25 protein-coding genes, 1 tRNA gene and 1 pseudogene are annotated in these 26,295 nt (G+C 62.4%); 15 read left to right on the forward strand and 12 right to left on the reverse strand.

All coding sequences use genetic code 11. The features are described from left to right. Nucleotides 1–3: 3 nt before the first annotated feature. A complete protein-coding gene (locus AQ12_RS17550; RefSeq protein ID WP_048441243.1) occupies nt 4–684 on the reverse strand; it encodes a lytic transglycosylase domain-containing protein in 681 nt (226 codons plus the stop codon). Further along, nucleotides 681–2,426 carry a proline--tRNA ligase gene (locus tag AQ12_RS17555; RefSeq protein ID WP_048441244.1) on the reverse strand — a complete coding sequence of 582 codons (1,746 nt, stop codon included), beginning with the start codon at nt 2,424–2,426 and terminating at the stop codon, nt 681–683. The genes AQ12_RS17550 and AQ12_RS17555 overlap by 4 nt, the downstream gene beginning before the upstream one ends. Before the next feature lie 112 nt (nt 2,427–2,538). Between AQ12_RS17555 and AQ12_RS17560 the strand changes: the two genes are divergently transcribed. Together AQ12_RS17560 and AQ12_RS17565 are read left to right on the forward strand one after the other, a co-directional pair. Beyond that, nucleotides 2,539–3,189: an RNA pyrophosphohydrolase gene (locus AQ12_RS17560; RefSeq protein WP_048441245.1), complete on the forward strand. Its 651-nt coding sequence runs from the start codon at nt 2,539–2,541 to the stop codon at nt 3,187–3,189. Further along, the gene (locus tag AQ12_RS17565) at nt 3,179–3,682 is read left to right on the forward strand and encodes a CNP1-like family protein (RefSeq protein ID WP_161799043.1); all 504 of its coding nucleotides are present in this window, start codon (nt 3,179–3,181) and stop codon (nt 3,680–3,682) included. Before AQ12_RS17560 ends, AQ12_RS17565 begins: the two co-directional genes overlap by 11 nt. Nucleotides 3,683–3,705: 23 nt before the next feature. Here the strand turns inward: AQ12_RS17565 and proB are convergent, their stop codons facing one another. From proB to rplU, 4 genes are all read right to left on the reverse strand, one after another. Further along, complete coding sequence (gene proB / locus AQ12_RS17570) at nt 3,706–4,830, reverse strand: glutamate 5-kinase (RefSeq protein ID WP_048441246.1); 1,125 nt, start codon at nt 4,828–4,830, stop codon at nt 3,706–3,708. Then, nucleotides 4,827–5,894, reverse strand: coding sequence for an Obg family GTPase CgtA (gene cgtA / locus AQ12_RS17575; protein WP_048441247.1), 1,068 nt, complete (start codon nt 5,892–5,894; stop codon nt 4,827–4,829). The genes proB and cgtA overlap by 4 nt, the downstream gene beginning before the upstream one ends. Nucleotides 5,895–5,996: 102 nt before the next feature. Next, complete coding sequence (gene rpmA / locus AQ12_RS17580) at nt 5,997–6,254, reverse strand: 50S ribosomal protein L27 (RefSeq protein ID WP_048441248.1); 258 nt, start codon at nt 6,252–6,254, stop codon at nt 5,997–5,999. A 58-nt stretch (nt 6,255–6,312) separates the two neighbouring features. After that, nucleotides 6,313–6,624 carry a 50S ribosomal protein L21 gene (rplU, locus tag AQ12_RS17585; RefSeq protein WP_048441249.1) on the reverse strand — a complete coding sequence of 104 codons (312 nt, stop codon included), beginning with the start codon at nt 6,622–6,624 and terminating at the stop codon, nt 6,313–6,315. Nucleotides 6,625–6,832: 208 nt separating this feature from the next. Here rplU and AQ12_RS17590 point away from each other — a divergent pair, with 208 nt between their 5' ends. From AQ12_RS17590 to AQ12_RS17630, 9 genes are all read left to right on the forward strand, one after another. Next, nucleotides 6,833–7,762, forward strand: a complete 930-nt coding sequence (locus AQ12_RS17590; protein ID WP_048441287.1) for a polyprenyl synthetase family protein — start codon at nt 6,833–6,835, stop codon at nt 7,760–7,762. A gap of 94 nt (nt 7,763–7,856) precedes the next feature. After that, nucleotides 7,857–7,933, forward strand: a tRNA-Pro gene (locus AQ12_RS17595). 185 nt (nt 7,934–8,118) lie between these two features. Beyond that, nucleotides 8,119–9,831: an acetate--CoA ligase family protein gene (locus AQ12_RS17600; RefSeq protein WP_161799044.1), complete on the forward strand. Its 1,713-nt coding sequence runs from the start codon at nt 8,119–8,121 to the stop codon at nt 9,829–9,831. Nucleotides 9,832–10,005: 174 nt separating this feature from the next. Further along, nucleotides 10,006–11,742 carry a type IV-A pilus assembly ATPase PilB gene (pilB, locus tag AQ12_RS17605; protein ID WP_048441250.1) on the forward strand — a complete coding sequence of 579 codons (1,737 nt, stop codon included), beginning with the start codon at nt 10,006–10,008 and terminating at the stop codon, nt 11,740–11,742. A 32-nt stretch (nt 11,743–11,774) separates the two neighbouring features. Then, nucleotides 11,775–12,992 carry a type II secretion system F family protein gene (locus AQ12_RS17610; protein WP_048441251.1) on the forward strand — a complete coding sequence of 406 codons (1,218 nt, stop codon included), beginning with the start codon at nt 11,775–11,777 and terminating at the stop codon, nt 12,990–12,992. Then, entirely contained in the window at nt 12,992–13,834 is an 843-nt protein-coding gene (locus AQ12_RS17615) for an A24 family peptidase (protein WP_048441252.1), read from the forward strand. Before AQ12_RS17610 ends, AQ12_RS17615 begins: the two co-directional genes overlap by 1 nt. Before the next feature lie 2 nt (nt 13,835–13,836). Then, the gene (coaE, locus tag AQ12_RS17620) at nt 13,837–14,439 is read left to right on the forward strand and encodes a dephospho-CoA kinase (protein ID WP_048441253.1); all 603 of its coding nucleotides are present in this window, start codon (nt 13,837–13,839) and stop codon (nt 14,437–14,439) included. 29 nt (nt 14,440–14,468) lie between these two features. Continuing rightward, a complete protein-coding gene (gene zapD / locus AQ12_RS17625) occupies nt 14,469–15,224 on the forward strand; it encodes a cell division protein ZapD (protein WP_048441289.1) in 756 nt (251 codons plus the stop codon). Nucleotides 15,225–15,226: 2 nt separating this feature from the next. Continuing rightward, nucleotides 15,227–15,442: a DNA gyrase inhibitor YacG gene (locus AQ12_RS17630; RefSeq protein WP_048441254.1), complete on the forward strand. Its 216-nt coding sequence runs from the start codon at nt 15,227–15,229 to the stop codon at nt 15,440–15,442. Nucleotides 15,443–15,477: 35 nt separating this feature from the next. Here the strand turns inward: AQ12_RS17630 and AQ12_RS17635 are convergent, their stop codons facing one another. The 6 genes and pseudogenes from AQ12_RS17635 to AQ12_RS23565 form a co-directional block, all read right to left on the reverse strand. Then, complete coding sequence (locus AQ12_RS17635) at nt 15,478–17,520, reverse strand: hypothetical protein (protein ID WP_048441255.1); 2,043 nt, start codon at nt 17,518–17,520, stop codon at nt 15,478–15,480. Nucleotides 17,521–17,630: 110 nt separating this feature from the next. Next, nucleotides 17,631–18,110 carry an NUDIX domain-containing protein gene (locus AQ12_RS17640; RefSeq protein ID WP_369799033.1) on the reverse strand — a complete coding sequence of 160 codons (480 nt, stop codon included), beginning with the start codon at nt 18,108–18,110 and terminating at the stop codon, nt 17,631–17,633. Then, nucleotides 18,107–18,979, reverse strand: coding sequence for an ATP-binding protein (locus AQ12_RS17645; RefSeq protein ID WP_048441256.1), 873 nt, complete (start codon nt 18,977–18,979; stop codon nt 18,107–18,109). The genes AQ12_RS17640 and AQ12_RS17645 overlap by 4 nt, the downstream gene beginning before the upstream one ends. Then, nucleotides 18,976–20,202 (reverse strand): bifunctional glutamate N-acetyltransferase/amino-acid acetyltransferase ArgJ, encoded by a 1,227-nt coding sequence (gene argJ / locus AQ12_RS17650; protein WP_048441257.1) that lies wholly within the window; start codon nt 20,200–20,202, stop codon nt 18,976–18,978. Before argJ ends, AQ12_RS17645 begins: the two co-directional genes overlap by 4 nt. A gap of 54 nt (nt 20,203–20,256) precedes the next feature. Then, nucleotides 20,257–20,679, reverse strand: coding sequence for a rhodanese-like domain-containing protein (locus AQ12_RS23560; protein ID WP_369799035.1), 423 nt, complete (start codon nt 20,677–20,679; stop codon nt 20,257–20,259). Nucleotides 20,680–20,880: 201 nt separating this feature from the next. Continuing rightward, nucleotides 20,881–21,381 (reverse strand): annotated as a pseudogene (locus AQ12_RS23565) (MBL fold metallo-hydrolase); the annotation flags it as partial. Nucleotides 21,382–21,558: 177 nt separating this feature from the next. On the opposite strand from AQ12_RS23565, the gene AQ12_RS17660 reads away from it, so the two are divergent. The 4 genes from AQ12_RS17660 (at nt 21,559) to AQ12_RS17675 (ending at nt 26,260) form a co-directional block, all read left to right on the forward strand. Beyond that, the gene (locus tag AQ12_RS17660) at nt 21,559–22,677 is read left to right on the forward strand and encodes a TRAP transporter substrate-binding protein (RefSeq protein WP_048441259.1); all 1,119 of its coding nucleotides are present in this window, start codon (nt 21,559–21,561) and stop codon (nt 22,675–22,677) included. A gap of 99 nt (nt 22,678–22,776) precedes the next feature. Beyond that, complete coding sequence (locus tag AQ12_RS17665; protein ID WP_048441260.1) at nt 22,777–23,397, forward strand: TRAP transporter small permease subunit; 621 nt, start codon at nt 22,777–22,779, stop codon at nt 23,395–23,397. Then, nucleotides 23,394–25,427: a TRAP transporter large permease subunit gene (locus tag AQ12_RS17670; protein WP_048441261.1), complete on the forward strand. Its 2,034-nt coding sequence runs from the start codon at nt 23,394–23,396 to the stop codon at nt 25,425–25,427. Before AQ12_RS17665 ends, AQ12_RS17670 begins: the two co-directional genes overlap by 4 nt. Next, complete coding sequence (locus AQ12_RS17675) at nt 25,427–26,260, forward strand: phosphate--nucleotide phosphotransferase (RefSeq protein WP_048441262.1); 834 nt, start codon at nt 25,427–25,429, stop codon at nt 26,258–26,260. Before AQ12_RS17670 ends, AQ12_RS17675 begins: the two co-directional genes overlap by 1 nt. The last annotated feature ends 35 nt before the right edge of the window (nt 26,261–26,295 follow it).

Consider the following 26,295-nt stretch of genomic DNA (forward strand, 5'->3'; position numbering starts at 1 on the left):
GGATCAGTTCGGGCCGGCAGGCGCCCTGTCCAGGGGACGGGTTGGGTCGGTAGGGCGCTCTTGTGCGGGCTGCTTGTTGAAGTCCCAGTTGGTGGCGGCAGCGAACACCGCATTCGGGTACGGCGGCTTGCCCCGGCTGCCGTTGTATCGGCCCAATGCCATGAACAGGTCGCCTCGCTCCCGGTCGATGTAATGGCGCAGGATCACGCAGCCAAAGCGAAGGTTGGTCTGCATGTGAAAGAGCTTGCTTGCATCGCCATCGCCAATGACACGCGTCCAGAACGGCATCACCTGCATGTAGCCTCGCGCGCCCACAGAGCTCACGGCGTATTTGCGGAAGGCGCTCTCAACCTGGATCAGGCCCAGCACCAGCCCCGTATCAAGTCCGGCCCGCTTGCTTTCGTACCAGACCGTCTGCAGGAATTCCTTGCGCTCGATCCACTCGGTCTTGCGTTTGGAAAGCTGCCGACTCATCACGCCCATCCAGCGCAAATACGCGAGCCGCGACTCTGTGTCGCGGAATTCAGGAACGGGGGGCGCTGAATTGGCAATGGCCGAACTCAGCGCACTGCGCACGGAATCAGCCAGCGGTTCCTCCAGCTGGCCGCCGGCATGCGCCCCGGCAGTCCAACCCAGTGGCAACAGCGCCGGCGCCAGGCGCAGGCAGTGCCGTCGGTCGATCACGCCTGCAGTCGGCTCTTGAGGAAGCCGAGCACTTCGGCAGCTGCGACCTTGGTGGCAGCTGCATCGCGACGATGCTGGTATTCGAGCTGGCCTTCCTTCAGGCCGCGATCGGAAATCACGACGCGATGCGGCACACCCACCAGTTCCCAATCGGCAAACATGGCACCGGGACGCTCGCCGCGGTCGTCGAGCAGCACATCGATTCCGCAGGCAGACAGTTCGTCATGCAACTTCTCGGCCATCGCCTTGACTTCTACGCTCCGGTCCATGCCGATGGGGCAAACGACCACGGTGAACGGCGCGATGGCATCGGGCCAGATGATGCCGCGCTCGTCATGGTTTTGTTCGATGGCAGCTGCGGGCAGGCGCGTGATGCCAATGCCGTAGCAACCCATCTCCATCAGCTGCGGCTTGCCGTTCTCGTCCAGGAAGGTCGCGTTCATGGCCGCGCTGTACTTGGTGCCGAGATAGAACACATGCCCGACTTCGATTCCGCGCTCGATGGCCAGCGGTCCCTTGCCATCAGGCGACGCGTCGCCTTCGACCACGTTGCGCAGGTCGGCGACGGACACCGGCTCCGGCAGGTCACGGCCCCAATTCACGCCGGTGTAATGGAAGTCTTCTTCGTTGGCGCCGCAAATCCAGTCGGTCATTGCGGCAACCTCACGGTCCGCGACGATGTTGACCGGCTTTTTCGTCCCGATCGGTCCGAGGTAGCCAGGCTTGGTACCAAAATGATCGACGATTTCGGCAACGGTTGCAAAGCGGAAGCCCTTGTCGAGTCCTGCCACCTTGGCGGCCTTGATCTCGTTCATGTCGTGGTCGCCGCGCAGCAGCAGCAGCCACACGTGCGACTTCACGATCTCGCCCTTGTCGTTGGTTTCGTCCGTAGCCAGCACCAGCGACTTGACCGTGGACTGCAACGGCACGTTGAGCAGCGCCGCCACATCGGCGCAGGTGCTCTTGCCGGGGGTCGGCGTCTTCACGAGCGTGGTCACACCGGACTTGCGCTCGCCCTGCGGCGCCAGCGCCTCGGCCTTTTCCATGTTGGCCGCGTAATCGCTATTGGGGCAAAAGACGATGGCGTCTTCACCCGTCTTGGCAATGACCTGGAATTCTTCACTCAGGTCGCCGCCAATGGCGCCGCTGTCGGCCGCGACGGCGCGATACCGCAAACCGAAGCGGTCGAAGATGGCACGGTAAGCCTTGGCCATGATCTGGTAGCTCGCCTTGGCGGCCGGTACATCGCGGTCAAAGCTGTACGCATCCTTCATGATGAATTCGCGGCTGCGCATCACGCCGAACCGCGGACGACGCTCATCACGGAACTTGGTCTGGATGTGGTACAGGTTCTTGGGCAAGAGCTTGTAGCTACGCAGCTCCTGGCGCGCCACGTCAGTCACCACTTCTTCGCTCGTGGGCTGGATGATGTAGTCGCGGTCATGCCGGTCCTTGACTCGCATGAGCTCCGGGCCCATCTTGTCCCAGCGACCGGTTTCCTGCCAGAACTCAGCCGGCTGGACCACCGGCATGAGCAGTTCGACGGCGCCGGCCCGATTCATCTCTTCGCGCACGATGGCTTCGATTTTTCGAACCACGCGCAGCCCCATCGGCATCCAGGTATAGATGCCCGCGCCGAGTTTCTTGATCATGCCGGCACGCGTCATCAACTGATGGCTGACGACCTCAGCATCGGCCGGAGCTTCCTTAAGGGTGGAGACGAGGAACTGGGAGGCTTTCATCAGGCGTAAGGAACGGGGGGTTGGGGAGCCAAAGAAGGCAAGCACTGAGCCTGTAGCCGGGCTGTGTAGCGCCGTGCATAATGAACTCAGTTTACAAATTTGAGGTTTGATTATGCTTGACCGGGACGGCTTTCGGCCGAACGTCGGCATCATCCTGCTCAACCAGAAGAACCAGGTTTTCTGGGGCAAGCGCATACGCACGCACAGCTGGCAGTTTCCGCAGGGCGGCATCGACCGGGGAGAGACCCCGGAGCAGGCGATGTTTCGCGAACTGCACGAAGAGGTGGGGCTTGCAGCCGAGCATGTGCGCATCATTGCCCGTACCCGCGACTGGTTGCGCTATGAGGTGCCTGATCGGTATATACGCCGCGATGCGCGCGGTCATTACAAGGGACAAAAGCAGATCTGGTACCTGCTCCAGCTGATGGGGCAGGACTGGGACCTGAACCTGCGTGCGACCAACCATCCGGAGTTCGACGCGTGGCGCTGGAACGATTACTGGGTTCCCCTTGACGTGGTCGTGGAGTTCAAGCGCGGCGTCTATGAAATGGCGCTGACCGAACTCGCGCGCTTTCTTCCACGCAACGACCATCGCAATCGATATCTCAGAAGCGGCATGCGTACACGCGACCACGACAACCACGACGGCGCGCACGATGCGCTCCCGGGCGCCGGTTTCGAGCTGCCGCCTGGCGCCACGTTCGAACCAGACCCGCAATCCGCGCTGAAAACACATGCGCCGGAAGACAAACATGCCCTGTAGATTTTTAAAGCTGCTGCCCGCTGCTCTGGTGTGCCTCGCAACAACGGCAGCGTTCGCCCAGCTGTCCCCTCTGGATCCGGACTGGCGGGAAGCAGATGCACCGCCACCGCCTGCTTTGCGTACGGAAGGCTTGATCGACCTGGAAATGCCGGGAGCCCTGCTGCGATTCGGCGTCGACCCCCAGTCGATCTCCGTCGGCAAGGATGGAGTGGTGCGTTATGTCATCGTCGCAAAGAGCACCAGCGGCGCAGTCAACGCAAGCTACGAAGGCATCCGGTGCGCTGCCAGCGAGGTCAGGACCTACGCTCGCCACACGCCCGGCGCTGGCTGGACCCAGACGCCCGAAACAAAGTGGGTTGCCTTGTCGCGACACAGCCTGCAGGTGGCCAAGAGCGGCGGATGCATCGGAGCCGGGACCAACCTCACGGCCGCCGATGTGGTGCGGGACATGCGTGCGCCCGTCCACATGCGCTATCGACCTGAATACCGCTAGCCAAAACACAACCCGCTGAAATTTCAGCGGGTGAGCACCAGGTTCGTGCGGTGGATCATCTCGGGTTCAGCTACGTAGCCGATCAGACGCTCGATTTCGCCCGAAGGCTTGCGGCACAGCATCCGCGCTTCCGAGCTCGCATAGTTTGCGAGTCCGCGCGCAATCTCCACCCCAGATGGATCACGTACAGCGATCACATCACCGCGCGAGAACTCGCCGTCGACTGCAATCATGCCGATCGGCAGCAAGCTTTTGCCGCCATCACGCACTTTTGAAACTGCGCCTTCGTCGACTGTCACTGCGCCGCGAAGCTGAAGCTGGTCGGACATCCACCGCTTGCGCGCCTGGCTCTTTTGTGTCGGTGCAACGAGCAGCGTTCCTATCGACTCACCCGCCACAAGACGCAGCAGGCAGTCGGGTTCACGCCCCCAGGCGATGACCGTCGATGCGCCGGAACCGGCCGCCCTTTTCGCGGCAAGAATCTTCGTGATCATGCCGCCCCGGCCAAGGCTGGAGCCCGCGCCGCCGGCCATTGCCTCGAGAGAAGGCTCGCCGGCGCGCGCTTCGTCGATGAACTTCGCGGCAGGGTCCTTGCGTGGATCGGCGCTGTACAGGCCGCGCTGGTCAGTGAGGATTACAAGTACATCGGCCTCCACCAGGTTGGCAACAAGCGCACCCAGCGTGTCGTTGTCGCCAAACTTGATTTCGTCGTTGACGACAGTGTCGTTCTCGTTGATGACCGGTACGACGCCCAGGCGCAAAAGGGTAAGGAGCGTGGATCGCGCGTTGAGGTAGCGCTCGCGATCGGCCAGGTCGGCATGCGTGAGAAGCACCTGCGCAGACCCCATGCCATTCTCACGAAGCTTGGTCTCGTACATCTGCGCCAGACCCATCTGACCGACAGCCGCAGCAGCCTGCAACTCGTTGATCTCGTGCGGACGAACCGTCCAGCCCAGGCGCTTCATGCCCTCGGCGATCGCACCGCTAGACACCATGATGACTTCACGGCCGTCTCGGGCAAGCGCGGCGAGCTGACGGCACCATTCGCCAATGGCGCCCTCGTCCAGGCCACGCCCTTCGTTGGTGACCAGGCTGGACCCCACCTTGACCACGATGCGCCGCGCATCGGGCAGCACCTTCGATTTCATTCCGGCGCTTCTCCGGCGAATCGGGGATCGATGTAGACAGCGGGTTGCTCGGCTACTTGCTGCGCCTTGATGTGCTTGTAAATTTCGCGAATGAGATGCTCACAGCCTTCGCGCGTGAGGGCGGAAATCTCGAACACCGGCCCCTTGTGCTTGAAGCGCTTGACGAAATCCTTCACGCGCGCCGCACGCTCGTCCTTGTCGACCATGTCCAGCTTGTTCAGGACAAGCCAGCGCGGCTTCTCGTACAGGCCGGCATCGTACTTCTTCAGTTCCAGCGCAATGGCTTTTGCCTGCGCGACCGGATCGGCGCCATCGAAAGGTGCCAGGTCCACGATATGCAACAAGAGGCGCGTGCGCTGAAGGTGCCGCAAGAACTGGTGACCCAGGCCTGCCCCTTCCGACGCGCCTTCGATCAGGCCAGGCAAATCGGCCACTACGAAGCTCTGCTCCGGGCCGACGCGCACGACACCAAGATTCGGGTGGAGCGTGGTGAATGGATAGTCGGCGATTCGCGGGCGCGCGTTGGAGATGGCCGAAATCAGCGTCGACTTGCCCGCGTTGGGCATGCCGAGCAAGCCGACATCGGCCAGCACCTTCAGTTCAAGCTTGAGATTCTTTTTCTCACCGGGCCAGCCCGGCGTCTTCTGGCGAGGCGCACGGTTGATGGCGCTCTTGAAGCGCATGTTGCCGAAGCCACCGTCGCCGCCCTTGGCGATCGTGATGACCTCGCCGGGCTTGAGCAGTTCATACAGCACTTCGCCAGTTTCGACGTCGCTGATGATGGTGCCGACCGGCATCTTGAGCGTGATGTCTGAACCTGCCGCGCCAAACATGTCCGAGCCCATGCCGTGCTCGCCGCGTTTGGCATCGTGCCTGCGCGAGTAGCGGTAGTCCACCAGCGTATTCAGATTGGGGTCGGCAACAGCAAAGACATGGCCGCCACGGCCGCCGTCGCCGCCATTGGGGCCGCCGAATTCCTTGTACTTTTCGTGCCGGAACGAGACGCAGCCGTTCCCGCCGTCTCCTGCGGAGATGTCGATGAACGCCTCGTCAACGAATTTCATGTCTGGGACAGTATAAAAAACAAAGCCCCGACGGGGTCGGGGCTTCGATATTCAAGAACGCGTCAGGCGCCACGGAGTGGACGCCTGAGTCGAAGTGACCGGTCAGGCCGGCACGATGTTCACGGTGTGCTTGTTCATCGAACCCTTGATGGCGAAAGCCACATGGCCATCAACAAGCGCAAACAGTGTGTGGTCCTTGCCCAGGCCGACGTTGGTGCCGGGATGGAACTTGGTGCCGCGCTGGCGAACAATGATGGAGCCGGCGCTGATGAGTTCACCGCCGAAAGCCTTCACGCCGAGCATCTTGGGCTGGGAATCCCGCCCGTTTCGCGTAGAGCCGCCGCCTTTTTTCTGTGCCATTTCAAAACCCCTTGATCAGTTGGGGACAGAGCTGAAGATCTGTCCCCAAGTCCTTCGTTTAGCCAGCGATAGCGCCGATTTGCAGTTCGGTGAACTGCTGGCGATGGCCCTGGCGCTTCTGATAATGCTTGCGACGACGCATCTTGAAGATGCGAACCTTGTCGTGCTTGCCGTGAGCCACCACAGTGGCAACTACAGTTGCGCCGGACACCAGGGGTGAACCGATTTTGATGTCGCTGCCGTTTCCGACGGCGAGCACCTGATCGATCACAATTTCCTGGCCTACGTCCGCAGCAATCTGTTCTACTTTAATTTTTTCGCCGGAAGCAACGCGATACTGCTTGCCACCGGTTTTTATGACCGCGTACATGAGAACCTCTTGGAAAGGAACTGCGGACGGATTTCCGCAGAGCCCAACACTATAGCACGGTTTGCGACCACTCACATTGCGCGCGACTGGGGCCAATTCACCTGAGCCCCCGCTTCCTATAATGAGCTGAACCTCCCGCAGTGCCCAAAGCCCCTTGACCGCCAATTCTTCCAACACCGGACACGTACTCTCGCTCATCGCCGATGACATGGCGCAGGTCGATGCAGTGATCGCACAACGGCTCGATTCGGCTGTACCTCTTGTTGGCGAGGTCTCGCGCTACATCATCAGCGCCGGCGGAAAGCGGCTGCGGCCTGCGCTCCTGCTGATGGTCTGCGGCGCCTTGGGCCATACCGGCGCGCAGCGCTTCAACCTGGCCGCTGTCGTTGAATTCATCCACACCGCAACGCTGCTGCACGACGATGTCGTCGACGAATCCACGCTCAGGCGCGGGCGCGCAACCGCCAACGAAAGCTTCGGAAACCCGGCCAGCGTGCTCGTTGGTGACTTTCTCTACTCTCGCGCATTCCAGATGATGCTGGACGCCGGCCAGATGCGCATCATGGCCATTCTTGCCGAGGCAACCAACGTGATCGCCGAAGGCGAAGTGCTTCAGTTGATGAACATGCATGACGCATCACTGGACGAGGCGGCGTACCTGCGGGTCATCCGCTCCAAGACAGCCAAGCTGTTCGAAGCCAGTGCGCGCCTGGGGGCCGTGCTTGCCGGGGCGGACTCGACTGTTGAGGAGGCGTGCGCCACCTACGGCCAGGCATTGGGCACCGCCTTCCAGGTCATAGACGACGTGCTCGACTACGACGGCGACGCGGGTGAGATGGGCAAGAACCTGGGCGACGACCTGCGCGAAGGCAAGGCCACCCTGCCGCTGATCGCGGCGATGGAGCGCGGCACCGAGGAACAACGGGCTCTTATTCGCCATGCGATCGAGACCGGCGGCGTTGGCGAGCTGGACCGGATCGTTGCGATCGTGCGCGACACCGGCGCCCTCGACGTGACGCGCGATGCGGCGGCAGCGGAAGCACGCCGAGCCATAGAGGCAATCGCGGTTCTGCCCGTCAATGCGTACAGCCAGGGGATGCACGAACTCGCGTCCCAATTGCTTGGCCGCCGCCACTAGGCGCCCCTCATTTGACTGCAAGACGTTTGCTACAATCGCCGGCTTGACTGCGGGAGCTCCAGCGCATTTTCATGTAGAGGGCGCCCGTGCAAAGCGGGGTGTAGCTTAGCCTGGTAGAGCGCTACGTTCGGGACGTAGAGGCCGGAGGTTCGAATCCTCTCACCCCGACCAGGTCTGCCGCAATTCCATCGAGTTCTTCATTGCCTCACAGCGCCTGACAACTCCTCAGCGATCGGATACCGAGCCGCATGCCAACTCCGGACCCCCAGGAATCTGATCGCAGGGTCCGGCTCACCTCCAAGTTCAGGTTCTTGCGCGGCTGCGCTTACGGCAGCAGCCGGCCAACTGCCGTGGCCATGCTCGAAGTCACCCCCTTGGGCAACCTGGATTTCGCTGCACTCGACACCTTCATGGCGTCACTTTTCGAGGCCGCACCCAGCATCCCCGCAAAGCCCGCCGGGCTAGAGCACGCGCTCGTGCAGCGCCTGGCGAACTGGGTCGCAGCGGTCCAGCGACTGCAGCGCATTCCCGCATTCGGCCGCGGTTACGTCGCTCCAGCCCATGGCGAGTCTGGCTGCCAAAGCTTCACCGTCGCAACCGAAGTCCATACGCCGCAAGCCACGCTCGAGTCATTCGAATGGATGCGCGGCGCCCTCAACCTGCTGCTACCCAATCCTTCCAACGTGCAAGTGCAGCAGCAACTGCGTACCAGCTTCGACGCCTTCATGATCCGCCTGCAGAAACTCGCACCGGCAGGCATCAACAACTTCCACCTTCTCGGCGCCGCCAACAGCATGGACATTCCGGTGCGGATGATCGTGCCCGATATCTATTGCTACGGCCAGGGAGCGCACGCGCGGATGTTCAACAGCACCCTGAGCGAGCGCACCTCGATCATCGGGACCAACATTGCGCGACGCAAGGCAAGCTCCGCCCGCGTCCTGGGCCAGCACGGCGTTCCCGTGCCGCGCCACCGTTTTGCCACCACGCCAGACCAGGCTGCCAGAATCGCCGGGCAACTGGGCTATCCGGTCGTCGTGAAGCCAGACGACCAGGAACAGGGGCGCGGCGTGGAAGCCGGACTGAAAGACGAGGCGTCCGTTCAGCGGGCATTCGAAGCGGCCAGCAAGTTTTCAAAGAGCATCCTGGTCGAGAAGCACCACTTCGGCGAGGACTACCGGATCACCGTCCTGCGCGACCGGGTCGTGAAAATCCTGCATCGCCGAGCGGGTGGGGTCGAGGGCGATGGCGCTTTGACCATCGCGCAACTGGTGGCGAGGGAGCAGCAGGGACCGAGATTGCGGCGAGTGCTTCGCCAAACCGGCAAGCTGCTGCTGGCCTTGGACGAGGAGGCCCTCGGCCTGCTGCGCGAGCAGGGCCTGGCTTCGAGCGACGTACCTGCAGCTGGCCGATATGTCACGCTGCGCCGGCGCAGCAATATCTCGGCTGGCGGAATCCAGACGCTTGTGCCGCTGGACGAAGCGCATCCCGACAACCTCCGGCTCGCCGTTCGCGCCTCGCAGGCCGTGCGGCTCGACCTGTGCGGCGTCGACATGCTGATCCCGGACATCAGGCAATCCTGGTTCCAGAGCGGCGCCGTCATCATCGAGGTCAACGCCCAGCCGCAGATCGGCATCATGACCGCCCCTGAGGTCTATCGCACCATCCTGCAGGATTTCGTCGTTGGCACCGGGCGCATTCCACTGCACCTGTTGCTCTGCGCCAGTCCCCAGGACATCCCGGATGAACCGGGCCTCCTCGAAATGGCCGCCCAACTCGGATGCGATGCGGTTTCGGCACCCGACGGCCTGTGGGTTCATGGAGTCCGTGTCGGTGCGGCTCGCACAGACGGTTTCGAGTCTGGCGTGGCACTGGCACTGGATCGCCAGGTCGCCAGCGGACTCGTCGTCATGACACTCCAGGATGTCGTCAGCCACGGCCTGCCTTCGGATCGTTTTGAGACAGCCAGGATTTGTGGGGCAGCAGCGTCCGCCAGCGATACCCTGGAAGCGGTCCAGGCCATGGTCGCACCCCATGTACGCGAGCCCGTTCAAAACAACCTTTCGTAACACAAAGACCGGTTTTTCCCGCGCCTCAAAAGGCAGCGTGACATTGTTCCAACTCCCCGGAGATGCCAAGGGCTGAGAAGATTTACAGCCCCTTGCCAATGAGCGATGATCAACAGCCGTTTGCTCCCTGGTGTGAGGGGTGACGTCCAGCTAACCGAAATCTAAAACCTCTCAATGGCCGCAGTCGATCCCATCGCAGTTGAACCGCAATCAATGGCTTTGCCGGGCCTGGCTCGGGCATTGATTTCAGCCGGCAAGCTCGGGCAGAAGTCGGCCGAAGACATTTCGCGCAAAGCGCAGACCAATCGCGTCAGCTTCATCCAGGAGCTGACCGGTTCCGGCGCGGTATCGGCGTCCGACCTCGCCCATACGATGTCCACGGCGTTCGGAGCGCCGCTGCTGGACCTCGACGCCATCGACCTGCAGCGCCTGCCCAAGAACCTGCTGGACAACAAGATCTGCCAGGCGTTCCGGGTCGTGGTCCTGAGCAAGCGCAACAACCGCCTCATTGTTGCCACGGCCGATCCGTCGGACCAGCAGGCTGCAGAAAAAATCAAGTTCGCCACGCAGATGGGCGTGGACTGGATCATTGCCGAATACGACAAGCTCACGAAGATGGTGGAGACCAACACCACCACCGCTTCGGAGGCCATGGACAGCATCATCGGCGACGACTTCGAGTTCGACGAGTCGACGATGGAGGCTCCCGGCGACGATGAAAAGGATTCTGCCGCCTCCGAAGTCGAAGATGCGCCGGTCGTCAAATTCCTGCACAAGATGCTGCTCGATGCCTTCAGCATGCGCGCGTCCGACCTGCACTTCGAGCCCTACGAGCACAACTACCGCGTGCGATTTCGCATCGATGGCGAGTTGCGCGAAATCGCCTCACCGCCCATTGCCATCAAGGACAAGCTCGCATCGCGGATCAAGGTGATCTCGCGCATGGACATCTCCGAAAAGCGGGTGCCGCAAGACGGCAAGATGAAGCTCAAGGTCGGACCCGACCGGGTCATCGATTTCCGGGTCAGCACACTGCCCACGCTGTTCGGCGAGAAGATCGTGATCCGTATCCTGGACCCGTCCAGCGCGCGGCTGGGCATTGAAGCCCTGGGCTACGAGCCCGAAGAAAAAAAACGCCTGCTCGAAGCAGTCGCCAGACCCTACGGCATGGTGCTGGTCACCGGCCCGACCGGCTCGGGCAAGACGGTGTCGCTCTACACCTGCCTGAATATCCTGAACAAGCCCGGTGTGAACATTTCGACGGCCGAAGATCCGTCCGAAATCAACATGCCCGGTATCAACCAGGTCAACGTCAACGACAAGGCCGGCCTCACATTCGCTGCCGCACTCAAGTCCTTCCTGCGCCAGGATCCGGACGTGATCATGGTCGGCGAAATCCGCGACCTCGAAACCGCCGATATCGCGATCAAGGCAGCGCAGACCGGCCACATGGTGCTGTCTACCCTGCACACGAACGACGCACCGACCACACTCACGCGGATGCGCAACATGGGCATCGCCCCGTTCAACATCGCCTCCAGCGTGATCCTGATTACGGCGCAGCGCCTGGCGCGGCGCCTGTGCACCAACTGCAAGGCGCCGGCCGACATTCCACACGAGACCCTGCTCGAAGCGGGCTATCCCGAAGAAGAAGTCGACGGCACCTGGACCCCTTACCGGCCGGTCGGCTGCACGATGTGCAACAACGGCTACAAGGGCCGCGTCGGCATTTACCAGGTGATGCCCATCAGCGACGACATCCAGCGAATCATCCTGGCCGACGGCAGCGCGATGGACATCGCGGCGCAAGCGGCTGCAGAAGGCGTTCGGAGCCTGCGCCAGTCTGGCCTGCACAAGGTCAAGCTGGGCGTCACCTCGCTCGAAGAGGTCCTGGGCTGCACGAATGTATAACGTATAACGGCAGGCATTAGAGGAGCACGCGCATGGCAACGGCCGCAATCAGCAAGGTCACCGATTTCCTCTACGAGTGGGAAGGCCGCGACCGAAACGGCAAGCAGGTGCGCGGCGAAACCCGCGCTGCCGGCGAAAACCAGGTCAACGCGGCGCTCAGGCGCCAGGGCATCACGCCCACCAAGGTCAAAAAGCGCCGGATGCGCTCTGGTGCCAAGATCCGCGCCAAGGACATCGCCATCTTCACCCGACAGCTCGCCACCATGATGAAGGCCGGCGTGCCGCTGCTGCAGGCCTTCGACATCGTGGGCCGCGGCAACGCCAACGCCAGCGTCACCAAGCTGCTCAACGACGTGCGCACCGACGTCGAAACCGGCACCTCGCTGTCTGCTGCGTTTCGCAAGTACCCGCTGTACTTCGACAGCCTGTATTGCAACTTGGTGGAAGCCGGCGAGGCCGCTGGTATTTTGGAAGCCCTGCTCGATCGCCTGGCGATCTACATGGAAAAAACCGAGGCGATCAAGTCCAAGATCAAGTCGGCGCTGATGTACCCAATCTCGGTGGTGGTGGTCGCGTTTGTCGTGGTTGCCGTGATCATGATCTTCGTGATTCCCGCGTTCAAGGAAGTGTTCACCTCCTTTGGCGCCGACCTGCCCGCACCAACCCTCTTCGTGATTGCACTCAGCGAGATCTTCGTGAAGTGGTGGTGGCTGATCTTTGGCGGCCTGGGCGGCGGCTTCTACTTCTTCATGCAGGCCTGGAAGCGCAGCGAGAAGGTGCAGATGTTCATGGACCGCCTCATGCTGAAGGTGCCGGTTTTCGGCGACCTCGTCTACAAGTCGGTCATCGCGCGCTGGACGCGAACGCTCGCCACGATGTTCGCCGCCGGTGTGCCCCTGGTCGAGGCGCTCGATTCCGTGGGCGGCGCGTCGGGCAATTCGGTCTATGCAATGGCGACAGAAAAGATCCAGATGGAAGTGTCCACCGGCACCAGTCTCACGGTGGCCATGCAGAACGCCAATGTGTTCCCGACCATGGTGCTGCAGATGTGCGCGATCGGCGAGGAATCCGGCTCCATCGACCACATGCTGGGCAAGGCAGCGGACTTCTATGAGGCCGAGGTTGACGACATGGTTGCCGGCCTGTCCAGCCTGATGGAGCCCATCATCATCGTGTTCCTGGGTGGCCTGATCGGGGGCATCGTGGTCTCGATGTACCTGCCGATCTTCAAGCTGGGCCAAGTCGTCTGATGCTCGTCTCGCCAGTGATCGACGCCGCAATAGCCGGCGTCCTGGGCCTGCTCGTTGGCAGCTTCCTGAACGTCGTCATCTACCGCCTGCCCAAGATGCTGGAGCGGCAGTGGGCCGCCGAGGCGGCGGACCTCACGGGGCAACCCGTCAAGCAAGAGCCCGAATTCAACCTGATGCGTCCGCGCTCGAAGTGCCGGCAGTGCGGCCACATGATCCGCTGGTACGAGAACGTGCCGGTCGTCAGCTACCTGGCGCTGCGCGGTAAGTGTTCGCAGTGCGGCACATCCATCGGGCTACGCTATCCGCTGGTTGAGCTGGCCACTGGCGCCCTCTTTTTCTTTTGTGTCCACAAGTTCGGGATGACGCCGACCGGTCTGGCCTGGTGCGGCTTTTCCGCCGCGATCATCGCTTTGGCCATGATCGACTGGGATACCACGTTCCTGCCCGACGACATCACGCTGCCGCTCGTGTGGGCGGGCCTCATCGCCGCAGCCCTCAAATGGACATCGCTGCCCCTGGCGCAATCGATGTGGGGCGCAGTGGCCGGCTACATGTCGCTCTGGCTGATCTACAAGGCCTTCAAGCTCATCACCGGCAAGGAAGGCATGGGTTACGGCGACTTCAAGCTGTTCGCTGCGCTTGGGGCCTGGTTTGGCTGGCAGGCGCTGGTGCCCATCATCCTGATGGCGTCGGTCATCGGCGCGATCGTCGGCATTGCGATGAAGCTGTCGTCGGGTCTGCGAGAAGGCGGCGTCATGCCGTTCGGCCCGTTCCTGGCGGGTGCCGGTCTCACCGCGCTGATCTTCGGCCCCACCGCCATCCTAGAGGTCGTGGGGCTCTGACGATGGCGCTGCGGGTCGGCCTCACCGGCGGCATCGGCAGTGGCAAGAGCACGGTGCTGCAGATGCTCGCCAAGCTCGGCGCGGCCGTCATCGACGCTGACGCCATCTCGCGCTCGACAACCGCCTCGGGCGGCGCGGCCATCGAGGCGATCCGCCAGAAATTCGGCCCGGAATTCATATCGCCTGACGGTGCGCTGGACCGCGCAAGGATTCGCGACCACGTCTATGCCGACCCGCAAGCTCGCAAGGACCTCGAGGCCATCATCCACCCGCTGGTCGGCGCAGAAAGCGCGCGACAGGTCGAGGCCGCCCTGCAGGCGGGCGCAGCCTGCATCGTTTTCGACATCCCGCTGCTGGTCGAATCGGGCCGCTGGCGCGCCCAGCTCGACCGTGTGATGGTGGTGGACTGCTCGCCGCAAACGCAGGTCGAACGAGTGGTCGCGCGCAGCGGTCTCAAGCCCGAAGCAGTGCACGCCATCATGGCCGCGCAGGCGCCCAGGGCGCTGCGCCTGGCTGCCGCCGACATCGTGATCTGCAATGAAGGACTCACGCTGGAAGAACTCTCACAAATTGTGGGACAGGTTGCGCCTCGCTTGGGGCTATGATTGGTCGCTTTGCGGTGGACCCAACGCGCGTGATCCTCTACGAATATCCTTTCAACGAACGCATCCGCACGTACCTGCGACTGGAGCACCTGTTCCGTCGTCTCGCTGAACTGGTGCCGCGATCCCATCCCATCGATCATCACTATGCGCTGGCGACCATCTTTGAAGTGATGGACGTGGCAGCCCGTGCCGACCTCAAGTCGGACGTGATGAAAGACCTGGAAAAGCAAAAGAACATCCTCAACGGTTATCGCGGCAATCCTGCGATCTCCGAAGACGTGCTCGACGAAGTCGTCGGCAAGCTCGACCGTTACTTCAACGCGCTGAACACCATCCCCGGCAAGGCCGGCCAGGCGCTGACTGAAAACGACTGGCTCATGAGCATCCGCAGCCGGGTCAACATCCCCGGCGGCACCTGCGAATTCGACTTGCCTGCGTACTACGCGTGGCAACACCGCGACCCCGACTCCCGCCGTGAAGACCTCGAACGATGGTCCTCCACACTCGGCCCGCTGGTCGAATCGATCCATATGTTGCTCAAGCTGCTGCGCGACTCCGGCACGCCGCAGAAGGTCATGGCCACGCACGGCCAGCTCCAGCAGAACCTGCCCCAGGGCCGCACCTTCCAGCTGCTGCGAATGAAGCTCGATCCCGCCAGCGGACTGGTTCCAGAAATCAGCGGCAACCGCTTGATGATTTCGGTGCGCCTCATGCACCAGGAAGCGCCGGACAAGCTGGTCCCCAGCCACGACAACTCGCAGTTCGAGCTCACGCTCTGCTCCTGAACATGCAAGCGCCTGCCACTGGCCCTGGAAAGCCGCGCATCGTGCGTTGCCCTGCATGCGGCGGCGACAGTGTTTACGGCGAGACCAACCCGTTCCGGCCGTTTTGCTCAGAGCGCTGCAAGAGCATGGATTTCGGCGCGTGGGCGAGCGAGAGTTTTCGCGTCCCCGATCCGACGCCGCCCGACGACCAGCCATTTGGCGATCCGAAAGAGCAGTGAGCAAGAGCGGCCGCTGCCGCTACGAAGCACCGTTGCTAAAGACCCCATTTCGCATGTCCCTGCGCCGGCCTGCTTGCGGCCGATCGGCTCGCCCGCTCTTGCTCGATCGCTTTGGGCGTCGCAAGCAGCACATAAACATCTTCCGAGCCGGGAGCGGCATCGGCCATCGCGAACCAGCTAACGGTAAAGCCCAGCTCCTTGCAATAGTCGACCAGCGCGTTTCGTTCGGCCTGACCGCTCACCGATGCCGACCCACCATTGACCACGAGCGCCGTAGGGGTGACGGCATTGGCCCGGACCAGGCCTTCGAACATGCTCTTTTGTGCAGTGACCATGCGTGCGCGCTCCTCGCCCTGCACTTCCGGGCCGATCACCAGGTTTTCCGTTGGGTTGAACCGGTAAGGATCATCGGCTGGCAGCCAGCGCTCCTCGATCAGGTTCACCTCGGAGATCCTCCCCAGCACATGCGAGAGGCCACAGCTCGCCACCGCCCTGCCCGGCACGGCGACGAATTCATCCATGGGATGCGTCTGGCTGTTGCGCCAGAAATTCAGCACGCGCATGTCCAGATGATTCCGGTCGGCCAGGACCTCCATCAGGAGCGCGTCGCCCATCGGCTCGCTGGTCTCATTGCGCAGAATGCGCGCATCACGCTGAAGCATTTCAACGATGTCGCTGGCGACCAAAGTCGGATCGTCGGCCCAAGGATCGACTTGCTCCCTGAAAAAGTGAACCGGCTCGCCAGCGCCCGCTATCGCCCCCTGCAACACACGCGCAATGACTTCAGCCAGATTCGGGCTTCCGTGCAACTCGCCAACGAAGACCTTGGTCACCCCAAGCGAAAAGAGCTGCTCGATCTGCACTGCAAGGAACTTGCTCCGATCGAGGTTCACGGTTGCACCGCACGCCGTCCCAATCTTCGTCAGCGTCTGTGCGGGCTCTGCGAAAACTACCGCAGGCTGATGCGCAGCCAACTCCCGCACCGGCTGCAGTTTGTCGGCTCCCACCAGGACCGTCAGGTGCTCGCCATCGTCGGCCGGCACATCCATCACACCGTATCGCTGGCTGCGCCAGAACGAGGCAAAGTGCTCGCCATCGATCCCGCCTTCTGCCAGATCGCTGTTGCGAACGACAAGTGCCGCCGCACCCGCGCGACGGGCACGCGCCAGGCCATCGTGCATGGCGAGCGTCCACGCTGAAGGCTGCTCCTCGAAGGCCGCGCGCGGATGCTCCTTATTCCACGGCGTGGCGAGCGTCCAGCCACGCTCGGCACAAGGCGCAGCCATTGCCTCTTGCGGTGTGACAACAATAACGGCAACCCCCGATTCGCGGTCGATCGCTTTATCCATATCACGCAATCGATCATCGCCGGACTGCCAACCAGAGTAGCGTATGCCACGGCAATCCAGAGTTTCGCAAAGCGCGTTGATCTGCTCCATTGATGCGGCGATGACATCGGCGTCGCGCCCGGCAGAAACGCTTTGCGCATCGATTTGCGCCATCGTGGGATCACCTCGCCCTGGCATTTGATCGGTGTGTGCCTTGAGGTCCGTCCTGGCGTGCAGCGTAACGCCACCAGGCGCGCGATCCAGGGCGCGCAGCACGCCATTGACCAGGGGAATTTCGCGCGGCGTGAAACCGTCGCGACCTATGACGAAAAATTTGCGGACACCTGCTTCGTACAGCGCTGCCGTCGTTTGTTCCAGGAGCTTGGGCGCGGACTGCGTGACTTGCGGCGATTGCGTGTGTACAACGACCGGGGCGCTTTCAGGACCGTCGGCCGCCAATTCCATGCCCGCGAACATCGCCTGCGCATCCAGGGTGCCAGAAAGCGGTTGCAGATCGACGAACGCTTCCTTGAGAACGGCCGCCGTCTCCCCGTTGCGATCGCGGATCACCAGCGTCGCGGCCGTCGCTGCTCCGAGGGTCAACAACAGGCCCCGTTTGAGTGATACGGACGGACGCGTCAGCGTCAGCAGATTGCCGGTGGTCGCGCGTGCCACTGGCGACGGCTGCTGTGCGAATCCCGCCTCGACATCGTGAACCGGCGCGGCATCCGGGGTGCGTCCTACTTGCATGGGAACTCCTGAAAAGGGCGTGCTCCAGTAGGTGACTGGACGCGTGATCGGGTTCCCTTGCCAAACGTATGCGCGCCGCAATCGCGCCTCTCGCCCCTGGGCCTGACGCCTCAGGTTTGCGAATGCGTAGCCCCTTCGAAATTCCGTTCCTGCGCAAACCACCTCAGCACAGGCACCGTTCCTGGCAGCACAGGTTGCACCTGCACCGGTAGCTGCTCCCACGAAAAGCGCTGGCCCTCGTGCATCTGCAGCTCGCCGCTCCACTCGAACACCTTGCAGAAGTTCAGACGCACCAGCGCGTGCGGATAGTCGACCCGCTCGACGCGCCAGGGATGCACGATTCCAATCGTGACGCCAATCTCTTCGATCAACTCGCGCCGCAGCGCTTGCTCGATGGTTTCGCCCGCCTCGACCTTGCCACCCGGAAATTCCCAATAGCCCTCGTACACCTTGCCTGGCGGGCGCGATGTCAGAAGGAAGGCCCCATCTGCGCGGATCAGCACCCCGACTGCGACCTCAACCTCCTTGCGATCGATCCCACCCTCGCGCGGCCTGTCGCCATCGGCAACGAGCAGCTCGCGTTCACTCACGAGGCGTGCCGACCGGCATAGTCGCGCGCGAACTGATAGGCCACGCGACCACTGCGCGAGCCGCGCTCCAGCGCCCAGACGAGCGCCTCGCCGCGCGCTGCACCTATCGCCTCATCCGACACGCCAAACGATTGCAGCCACTGCGCCGTGATCACCAGATACTCATCCTGCGTGAACGGGTAGAAGCTCACCCACAACCCAAAGCGCTCCGACAGCGAGATCTTCTCTTCGATCACCTCGCCGGGATGCACTTCACCATCGTCCGTGTGGGTGTAGCTCAGGTTCTCCTTCATGTACTCGGGCAAGAGGTGACGCCGGTTGCTGGTCGCATAGATCAGCACATTGGGCGTTGACGCTGCCACCGAGCCATCCAGGATCGACTTGAGCGCCTTGTAGCCGGGCTCGCCGTCTTCAAAGCTCAGGTCATCGCAGAACACGATGAACTTCTCATCGCGCGGCGAGACCACGTCGACGATATCGGGCAGGTCAACCAGGTCAGCTTTGTCCACCTCGATCAGGCGCAAGCCCTGCGACGAATATTCATTCAGGCACGCCTTGATCAGCGACGACTTGCCAGTGCCGCGCGCACCCGTGAGCAGCACGTTATTGGCGGGTTGCCCGGCGACGAACTGCAGCGTGTTGCGCTGGATTTTTTCCTTCTGCGGCTCGATTTCTTTGAGGTCGGCCAGACGGATTGCGGCGACGTGGCGCACCGGCTCCAGAACGCCGTGGCCGGAAGAACGCTTGCGGTATCGCCACGCCACCGACTGGCTCCAGTCGGGACCTGACAAGGGCTGCGGAAGAATCGCTTCCAGTCGATCAATGAGCTGCGCAGCGCGCTCGATCAGGTGCTCGAACTTCTCGTTCATGACCGGTAGTCCGCGTTGATCGTCACATAGTCGTGACTGAAATCGCAGGTCCACACCGTGTCGGATTCCGAGCCTCGTCCAAGCCCCACACGCACCGTGATTTCACTTTGCTTCATCACGCGCTGCCCGTCCTCTTCGCGATACGCCGGGTTGCGGCCGCCGTTCACGGCCACATGCACGTCATCCAGGAAAAGATCGATCTTCGTCTGGTCGAGATCGTCGATGCCGGCATAACCCACGGCCGCCAGGATGCGCCCCAGGTTCGGGTCGCTTGCAAAGAACGCTGTCTTCACCAGCGGCGAATGCGCGATCGCGTACGCGACCTTGCGGCACTCCGCCGCCGTCTTGCCGCCCTCTACCCGCACGGTGATGAACTTGGTCGCGCCCTCTCCGTCGCGCACGATCGCCTGCGCGAGCTTGCGTGCAACACCCAGCATCGCCTGCTGCAACGCGCGGCCCGCATCGCTATCGAGCGAAGTCACAGTGGCATTGGCCGCCTTGTTGGTGGCGATGACCACGAACGAATCGTTGGTCGATGTGTCGCCGTCCACCGTCACGCGATTGAACGATCCTTCGGCGAGTTCGAATGCAAGTTGCTGCATCACCGACGGGTCGACCCTGGCATCGGTGGCCATGAAGCCCAGCATCGTCGCCATATTGGGCCGGATCATTCCCGCGCCCTTGCTGATGCCAGTGACCGTGACGGTGACGCCGCCAACTTGCGCTTTCACGCTGTAAGCCTTGGCAACCGTGTCGGTGGTCATGATGCCCTCGGCGGCGCGCAGCCAGTTGTCTGCTTTGGCATCATCGAGCGCAGCGGGCAGGCCCGCTTCAATGCGATCCACAGGCAGCGGTTCCATGATCACGCCAGTGGAAAACGGCAGCACCTGCTCAGGCGCGATCTCCAGCTTGCGGGCGAGCGCGATGCAACTGCGTCGGGCGCGAATCAAACCGTCCTCCCCCGTTCCCGCATTCGCATTGCCGGTGTTGATCACCATGGCGCGGATGCTGCCGCGTGCCAGATGTTCGCGGCAAACCTGTACCGGCGCTGCGCAAAAACGGTTCTGGGTGAACACCCCGGCCACCGACGAGCCTTCGTCAATCAGCACCACGGACAGGTCCTTGCGATTGGCCTTGCGGATGCCTGCTTCGGCAACGCCGATACGCACGCCGTCCACAGGAAAAAGGTCACGCGCCTGGGGCGCAGACAGGTTCACTGGCATGGAATCTCTCGCTCTGGAAAAGGGAAGTATTTGAAATGTGCAAGGAAAAAGAGCTCAGCCCTGACGCCACGGCAGGCCACGAAGCCGCCAGCCGCCGCGCTTGCCGCGTTGCCCGCTCTCATCGGGGTCGCCCTCGAAGCCTTCGAGGATGTTGTAGGCCTCGATACCCAGCTCGGTTGCGCGCCGCGCCGCAGCGATCGACCGCACGCCACTGCGGCACAGCAGCACAGCCTTCTTGCCGGGCGGCACCGCAGCCTTGATGCCGTCATCGAACGACGGGTTCATCGCCATGCCCGGCCATTGCTTCCACGCCAGGGGCACGGCATTGGGCACGAAGCCCACCCATTCGCGCTCTGCGTCAGTGCGCACATCGACGAGCACCGCATCGCCAGCCTTCCACCAATCGTGAGCCAGCTGCGGGGTCACATCACCGGCGTAGCCTTGCGCAGGGCGAGGTTCGAGCGAGATTGACGGCATGCCGGGCCCGCCTGCGTCGTGGCGCAGTCCCGAGACCTGGTTGGCGGGTACAGCCTCGTCGATGCGACGAGGCCTGGGCAGGTTGAGTTCATCCATGATCGCCTTGAATTCTGCCAGCGTCTTTCCGGCGACACGCGCGTTGGAGGCCCGCTCCGCGCCGATTGTGGAATGCGTTCGACCCTGATAGTCGTGCGCAGGCCACACGGTGGTTTCGTCAGGGAGCGCGAACAGCACTTCTGTGATGCTGCGATACAGCGCCGCTGCACTGCCGGACTGGAAATCCGTCCGGCCGCATCCATTGATGAGCAGTGTGTCACCGGTAAAGACATGGTCGCGCCACACAAAACACATGCTGCCCGCCGTATGCCCCGGCGTGTGCAAGGCCCTGATCTCTTCACCGCCAAATGCGAGCGTGTCGCCGTGGCGCAACTGCACAGCAGCAGTCCCGATGCCGCATCCCTCAGGCGCCGCCGTCCGCGCGCCCGCGTGCTCGGCCAGCTGGCCGGCGCTGGTGATGTGGTCGGCGTGCGCGTGCGTCTCGACGCTCCAGATGAGCTTGAGCTTGTGTTCCTGCAACACCGCCAGGTCACGCGCGAGCTGGTCATCGACCGGGTCGATGATCAGTGCCTCGCGCGTTGCGGGGTCAAAGAGAACGTACGTGTACGTGCTGGAGGCGGGGTCGAACAGTTGTAGAGGTTTCACGATGCCTTTATACCTTCACGTTTGGGTGCATGACTTTTGCCCTGGCGTGCACCAATCCGGGTAAGCCGATAGCTGACATCCAGCTAACGCTTGGTGAAAACCCTGTTTCACATCCCGGCCATGCGGACCAAAGATAGCTTGCTAACGATTTCACATCAACTACAGGAGACAAAACCGATGACCGATGCAAAAACTCCCCGCCGCCGCAGCCTGCTCAAAGGAGCCGCTGTCGCCGCCGGCGCGATGTCCGTCCCCATGGTCTCGGTTGCGCAGACCACGTCCCTGCGCTTCCAGAGCACATGGCCTGCCAAGGACATCTTCCATGAATACGCCAACGACTTCGCCAAGAAGGTGAACGACATGGCGGGCAACCGCCTGAAGATTGAAGTGCTGCCAGCCGGTGCCGTGGTGCCGGCGTTCCAGTTGCTGGAGGCCGTCAACAAAGGCACGCTCGACGGCGGCCATGGCGTGGTGGCCTACCACTACGGCAAGAATTCGGCGCTCGCTCTCTGGGGTTCAGGACCTGCCTTCGGCATGAACGCCAACATGGTGCTGTCCTGGCACGAATACGGCGGCGGCAAGGCTCTGCTGGAGGAAATCTACAAGGGCATCAACATGGATGTCGTGTCGTTCCTGTACGGCCCGATGCAGGTCCAGCCCCTGGGCTGGTTCAAGAAGCCCGTCTCCAATGTCGCGCAGCTCAAGGGCCTGAAGTTCCGCACGGTGGGCCTTGCCGTCGACGTGTTCAACGAACTGGGCGTTGCGGTCAACCCGCTGCCGGGCGGCGAAATCGTGCCGGCACTGGATCGCGGCCTCATCGACGCGGCCGAGTTCAACAACGCGTCGTCCGATCGCGTGCTCGGCTTCCCCGACGTCGCCAAGAACTGCATGCTGCAAAGCTTCCACCAGTCCGGCGAGCAGTTCGAAATCCTGTTCAACAAGACCAAGTACAACGCGCTCGCTCCCGAGCTCAAGTCGATCATCACGTACGGCGTGCAGGCCGCCAGTGCCGACATGAGCTGGAAGATGATCGATCGCAACTCGAAGGACTACATCGAGCTCAAGAACAAGGACAAGGTCAACTTCTACAAGACGCCTGACGCCATCCTGAAGGCACAGCTGGATGCGTGGGACAAGGTCATCGGCAAGAAGGGCGGCGAGAACCCGCTGTTCAAGAAGGTGCTCGATTCGCAGAAGGCATTTGCCGAGCGCGCCGTGGCCTGGGACAACGACTACAACACCAATTTCCGCATGGCCTACGACCGCTATTTCGGCAAGGGCGCCAAGAAGTCCTGAGCAAGCAGCCAGACAAGGGCGGCTGGCTCACGAGGCCCAGCCGCCTTTTTTTCGCGTGCTCCGCGCGGTCCGCTCGCCAATTTCGACGTCTGACAAAAAATGCAAAAAATCCTTCTCGGCGTGGACCGTTTCTCCACCTGGATCGGCCAGCTCTTCGCATGGTCCATCGTCTTGCTCACCGTGGCGATTTCGTGGGAAGTCTTTTCCCGCTACGTGCTGGGTAAACCGCACGGCTGGATGCTCGACGCGCAGATCATGATGTACGGCGTCCTGTTCATGATGGCGGGTGCCTACACGCTTGCAAAGAACGGCCATGTGCGCGGCGACGTGCTCTACGGCTTTTTCAGGCCCCGCACGCAGGCGACGCTCGACCTCATCCTCTATTTCGTGTTCTTCCTGCCAGGCGTATTTGCGCTGACCTGGGCGGGCTGGAACTATTTCACCGATGCCCTGGCCATCCGTGAGCAAACCTTCAACGCGGACCCGATTCCGGTGTACCCCTTCAAATTCTTCATTCCGTTTGCTGGCGCGGTCCTGCTTTTGCAGGGTTTCGTCGAAATCGCGCGCTGCATCATCTGCATCCGTCAGGGCTACTGGCCTTCCCGGGAGCAGGACGTCGAAGAAGTTGACGTTGAAAAGCTCAAGGCCATGGTCCACGTCAAGGACGAGGACATCGCCGCACTCGACAAGTACGTACACACGGAGGGCGCCAAGTCATGAAAGTGCGCAAGGAACTCTGGTTCGGCTTCACGCTGATGGGAATCATCATCCTGGCAGCGCTCTACATGCTGGTAAGCGTGCCGAAAATCGAAAGCGGCCACATCGGCCTGCTGATGCTGTCGCTGGTCGTGGTGGCCATCATGCTGGGCTTCCCCACGGCGTTCACGCTGATGGGCATGGGAATGATCTTCACGCTCGCCGCCTACGACGGCAACATGACCAACACGCTCAACCTGATGGTGCAGGCGGCGTTCAAGACCATGAGCAACGATGTGCTCATCTCGATCCCGCTGTTCGTTTTCATGGGCTATCTGGTCGAGCGTGCCAACCTGATCGAGAAGCTGTTTCGCAGCCTGCACCTGGCGCTGGTCAGGCTGCCCGGTGCGCTCGCAGTCGCAACGCTGGTGACCTGCGCCGTCTTTGCCACCGCAACCGGAATCGTCGGGGCCGTGGTGACACTCATGGGGCTGCTGGCACTGCCCACCATGCTGAAGTCCGGCTATAGCGTCCAGTTGTCGGCTGGTGTCATCACCGCTGGCGGATGCCTTGGAATCCTGATACCGCCCTCGGTCCTTCTGATCGTTTACGGTGCCACGGCGGGCGTTTCAGTGGTCCAGCTTTACGCGGGCGCGTTCTTTCCGGGACTGATGCTGGCGGGGCTGTACATCCTGTACGTGATCATCATTGCGAAGATCAAGCCGTCGATGGCACCTCCGCTGTCACTGGCCGACCGCTTCGTGCCCTTGCCACCCATGAGCGAGAAGATCGCACCGTCGCATGCTTCGCGCGCGCTGCCTGTGCTGCTGGGTGCGCTCAAGGGCAGCCGCAATGCGGACGTCCCGACCTCGTACGTGCTCAGGCAACTCGCGATCGTGATGCTGCCGGCGGTACTCTTCGTGATCGTTGCGCTGTGGAGCTACAAGTCCGTGACGACCCCGGTCGTCGAGGAGGTCTCGACGATGACGCGTATCGGCGAGGCCGCCTCGCCGCCTCGAGAAGGTGGGCTGGCAGAGCCTCCATCCTCGGGTGGGCTGGCAGAGCCTCCATCTTCCGGCGGGCTGGCAGAGCCGCCCGCCGACGGCGGATTGAAGGAGCCCCCCGCTGAAGCTTCGAGCCCAAGCCCGACACCCAGCGCAGGCGGGCTCGCGGAGCCACCCGCTGCTGGCGGCGTGCAGGAACCTCCTGCGGCTGCGGCTTCGATCCCTGCTGCGGCAGCCACCCCATCCCCCGCTGCGGCGTCCGTGCCAGCTGCAGCAGAGCCGATCACCAAAGTACCGGCGCCTACGTCCTACTGGCTGAGCCTGGGCATCGCCGCCGGTGCGCTGGCGGTGTTCTATGCACTGCTGAGCTTCACGCGGCTCGAAGTCTTCAAGATGCTGCTCACAAGCTTCTTCCCGTTGCTCGTGCTGATCATGGCGGTGCTGGGCTCGATCGTGATGGGCCTGGCAACACCGACGGAAGCCGCAGCTGTCGGCGCATTGGGTGGTTTCCTGCTGGCAATCGCGTATCGGCAGCTGACCTTCACAGTGGTCAAGGAGAGCGTGTTCCTCACGGCCAAGACCTCTGCGATGGTGTGCTGGCTCTTTGTGGGATCGGCCATCTTCTCGGCCGCCTTCGCGCTGCTGGGCGGCCAGGAGCTGGTGGAGCGCTGGGTGCTCTCGATGAACCTGAGCAAGACCCAGTTCCTGATCCTTTCGCAAGTCATCATCTTCGTGCTGGGCTGGCCGCTGGAGTGGACCGAGATCATCGTGATCTTCATGCCGATCTTCATTCCACTGCTCGACAACTTCGGCGTCGACCCGCTTTTCTTCGGGCTGCTGGTGGCACTGAACCTGCAGACTGCATTCCTGAGCCCGCCTGTCGCAATGGCGGCCTTCTATCTGAAAGGAGTGAGTCCGCCGCATGTGTCGCTCAACCAGATTTTCCTGGGGATGCTGCCGTTCATGGGAATCCAGATCATTGCGATCGTGCTGCTCTATGTGTTCCCCGAGATCGGCCTGTGGCTGCCTCAAGTGCTGTATAGCCGCTGATGCCAGCAACCCCGAAAGACCCGCTGTCCGGCTGGCGCGTGGAGCGCACTTCAGGCAAGCCGTGGTCGCTTGCAAAGTGCGACCCCGGCGCCAGGCCGTTCTCGGATGGTGACAAGGACAGGGACAAGGCGGCCGTCGATACCCTCGCCACCGAAATCGACCAGCTGCAGGACATGCTGTTCGCCGACAGGCGCTTCAAGGTGCTGGTGGTCCTGCAGGGCATGGATGCCTCGGGCAAGGACGGCACGGTTCGCGGTGTGTTTGGCAAGGTGAGCCCGCTGGGGGCCCACACCATGAGCTGGAAGGCACCGACGGCCGAAGAGCGAGCGCATGACTTCCTGTGGCGCATCCACCAGAAGATGCCCGGCGCGGGCGAGCTGATGATCTTCAATCGCAGCCACTACGAAGACGTGCTGGTGCCGCTGGTCGATGGGCAGCTCACCAAGTCCGCCGTGCAGCAGCGCTACTCGCAGATCAACGACTTCGAACGCTTGCTGGCCGAAACCGGCACGGTGCTGCTGAAGTTCATGCTGCACATCAGCCCGGATGAGCAGCGCGAGCGTTTACAGGAGCGGATCGACGATCCGGCCAAGGGCTGGAAATTCATGCCGCGCGACCTGGAAGTGCGCAAGCAGTGGGCCGAGTACCAAAAGGCTTACGAAGGTTTGCTGGGCGCGACCAGCACGCCTCATGCGCCGTGGATCGTGGTGCCCGCCGACTCCAAGACCCATCGAAATCTGATGATCGCCACGGTCGTGCGCGACGCGCTGAAAGCGCTCAAACTCCAGTACCCGCCGCTGGACCCTGCGCTGGTGAACACCCGCGTGGTGTGAGCTGCAGTCGCATGGCTCTTAGTTGACGTTTACGT

The organism is Caenimonas sp. SL110 (genome assembly GCF_001044395.1).
Taxonomy (GTDB): domain Bacteria; phylum Pseudomonadota; class Gammaproteobacteria; order Burkholderiales; family Burkholderiaceae_C; genus Ramlibacter.

Bases quoted from the DNA above. Each gene is read 5' to 3' on its own strand.
- AQ12_RS17555 (WP_048441244.1), bottom strand. From the start codon at position 2,426: ATGAAAGCCTCCCAGTTCCTCGTCTCCACCCTTAAGGAAGCTCCGGCC.
- AQ12_RS17560 (WP_048441245.1), top strand. From the start codon at position 2,539: ATGCTTGACCGGGACGGCTTTCGGCCGAACGTCGGCATCATCCTGCTC.
- AQ12_RS17565 (WP_161799043.1), top strand. From the start codon at position 3,179: ATGCCCTGTAGATTTTTAAAGCTGCTGCCCGCTGCTCTGGTGTGCCTC.
- proB (WP_048441246.1), bottom strand. From the start codon at position 4,830: ATGAAATCGAAGGTGCTGCCCGATGCGCGGCGCATCGTGGTCAAGGTG.
- cgtA (WP_048441247.1), bottom strand. From the start codon at position 5,894: ATGAAATTCGTTGACGAGGCGTTCATCGACATCTCCGCAGGAGACGGC.
- rpmA (WP_048441248.1), bottom strand. From the start codon at position 6,254: ATGGCACAGAAAAAAGGCGGCGGCTCTACGCGAAACGGGCGGGATTCC.
- rplU (WP_048441249.1), bottom strand. From the start codon at position 6,624: ATGTACGCGGTCATAAAAACCGGTGGCAAGCAGTATCGCGTTGCTTCC.
- AQ12_RS17590 (WP_048441287.1), top strand. From the start codon at position 6,833: ATGGCGCAGGTCGATGCAGTGATCGCACAACGGCTCGATTCGGCTGTA.
- AQ12_RS17600 (WP_161799044.1), top strand. From the start codon at position 8,119: ATGCTCGAAGTCACCCCCTTGGGCAACCTGGATTTCGCTGCACTCGAC.
- pilB (WP_048441250.1), top strand. From the start codon at position 10,006: ATGGCCGCAGTCGATCCCATCGCAGTTGAACCGCAATCAATGGCTTTG.
- AQ12_RS17610 (WP_048441251.1), top strand. From the start codon at position 11,775: ATGGCAACGGCCGCAATCAGCAAGGTCACCGATTTCCTCTACGAGTGG.
- AQ12_RS17615 (WP_048441252.1), top strand. From the start codon at position 12,992: ATGCTCGTCTCGCCAGTGATCGACGCCGCAATAGCCGGCGTCCTGGGC.
- coaE (WP_048441253.1), top strand. From the start codon at position 13,837: ATGGCGCTGCGGGTCGGCCTCACCGGCGGCATCGGCAGTGGCAAGAGC.
- AQ12_RS17630 (WP_048441254.1), top strand. From the start codon at position 15,227: ATGCAAGCGCCTGCCACTGGCCCTGGAAAGCCGCGCATCGTGCGTTGC.
- AQ12_RS17635 (WP_048441255.1), bottom strand. From the start codon at position 17,520: ATGCAAGTAGGACGCACCCCGGATGCCGCGCCGGTTCACGATGTCGAG.
- AQ12_RS17645 (WP_048441256.1), bottom strand. From the start codon at position 18,979: ATGAACGAGAAGTTCGAGCACCTGATCGAGCGCGCTGCGCAGCTCATT.
- argJ (WP_048441257.1), bottom strand. From the start codon at position 20,202: ATGCCAGTGAACCTGTCTGCGCCCCAGGCGCGTGACCTTTTTCCTGTG.
- AQ12_RS23560 (WP_369799035.1), bottom strand. From the start codon at position 20,679: ATGCCGTCAATCTCGCTCGAACCTCGCCCTGCGCAAGGCTACGCCGGT.
- AQ12_RS17660 (WP_048441259.1), top strand. From the start codon at position 21,559: ATGACCGATGCAAAAACTCCCCGCCGCCGCAGCCTGCTCAAAGGAGCC.
- AQ12_RS17665 (WP_048441260.1), top strand. From the start codon at position 22,777: ATGCAAAAAATCCTTCTCGGCGTGGACCGTTTCTCCACCTGGATCGGC.
- AQ12_RS17670 (WP_048441261.1), top strand. From the start codon at position 23,394: ATGAAAGTGCGCAAGGAACTCTGGTTCGGCTTCACGCTGATGGGAATC.
- AQ12_RS17675 (WP_048441262.1), top strand. From the start codon at position 25,427: ATGCCAGCAACCCCGAAAGACCCGCTGTCCGGCTGGCGCGTGGAGCGC.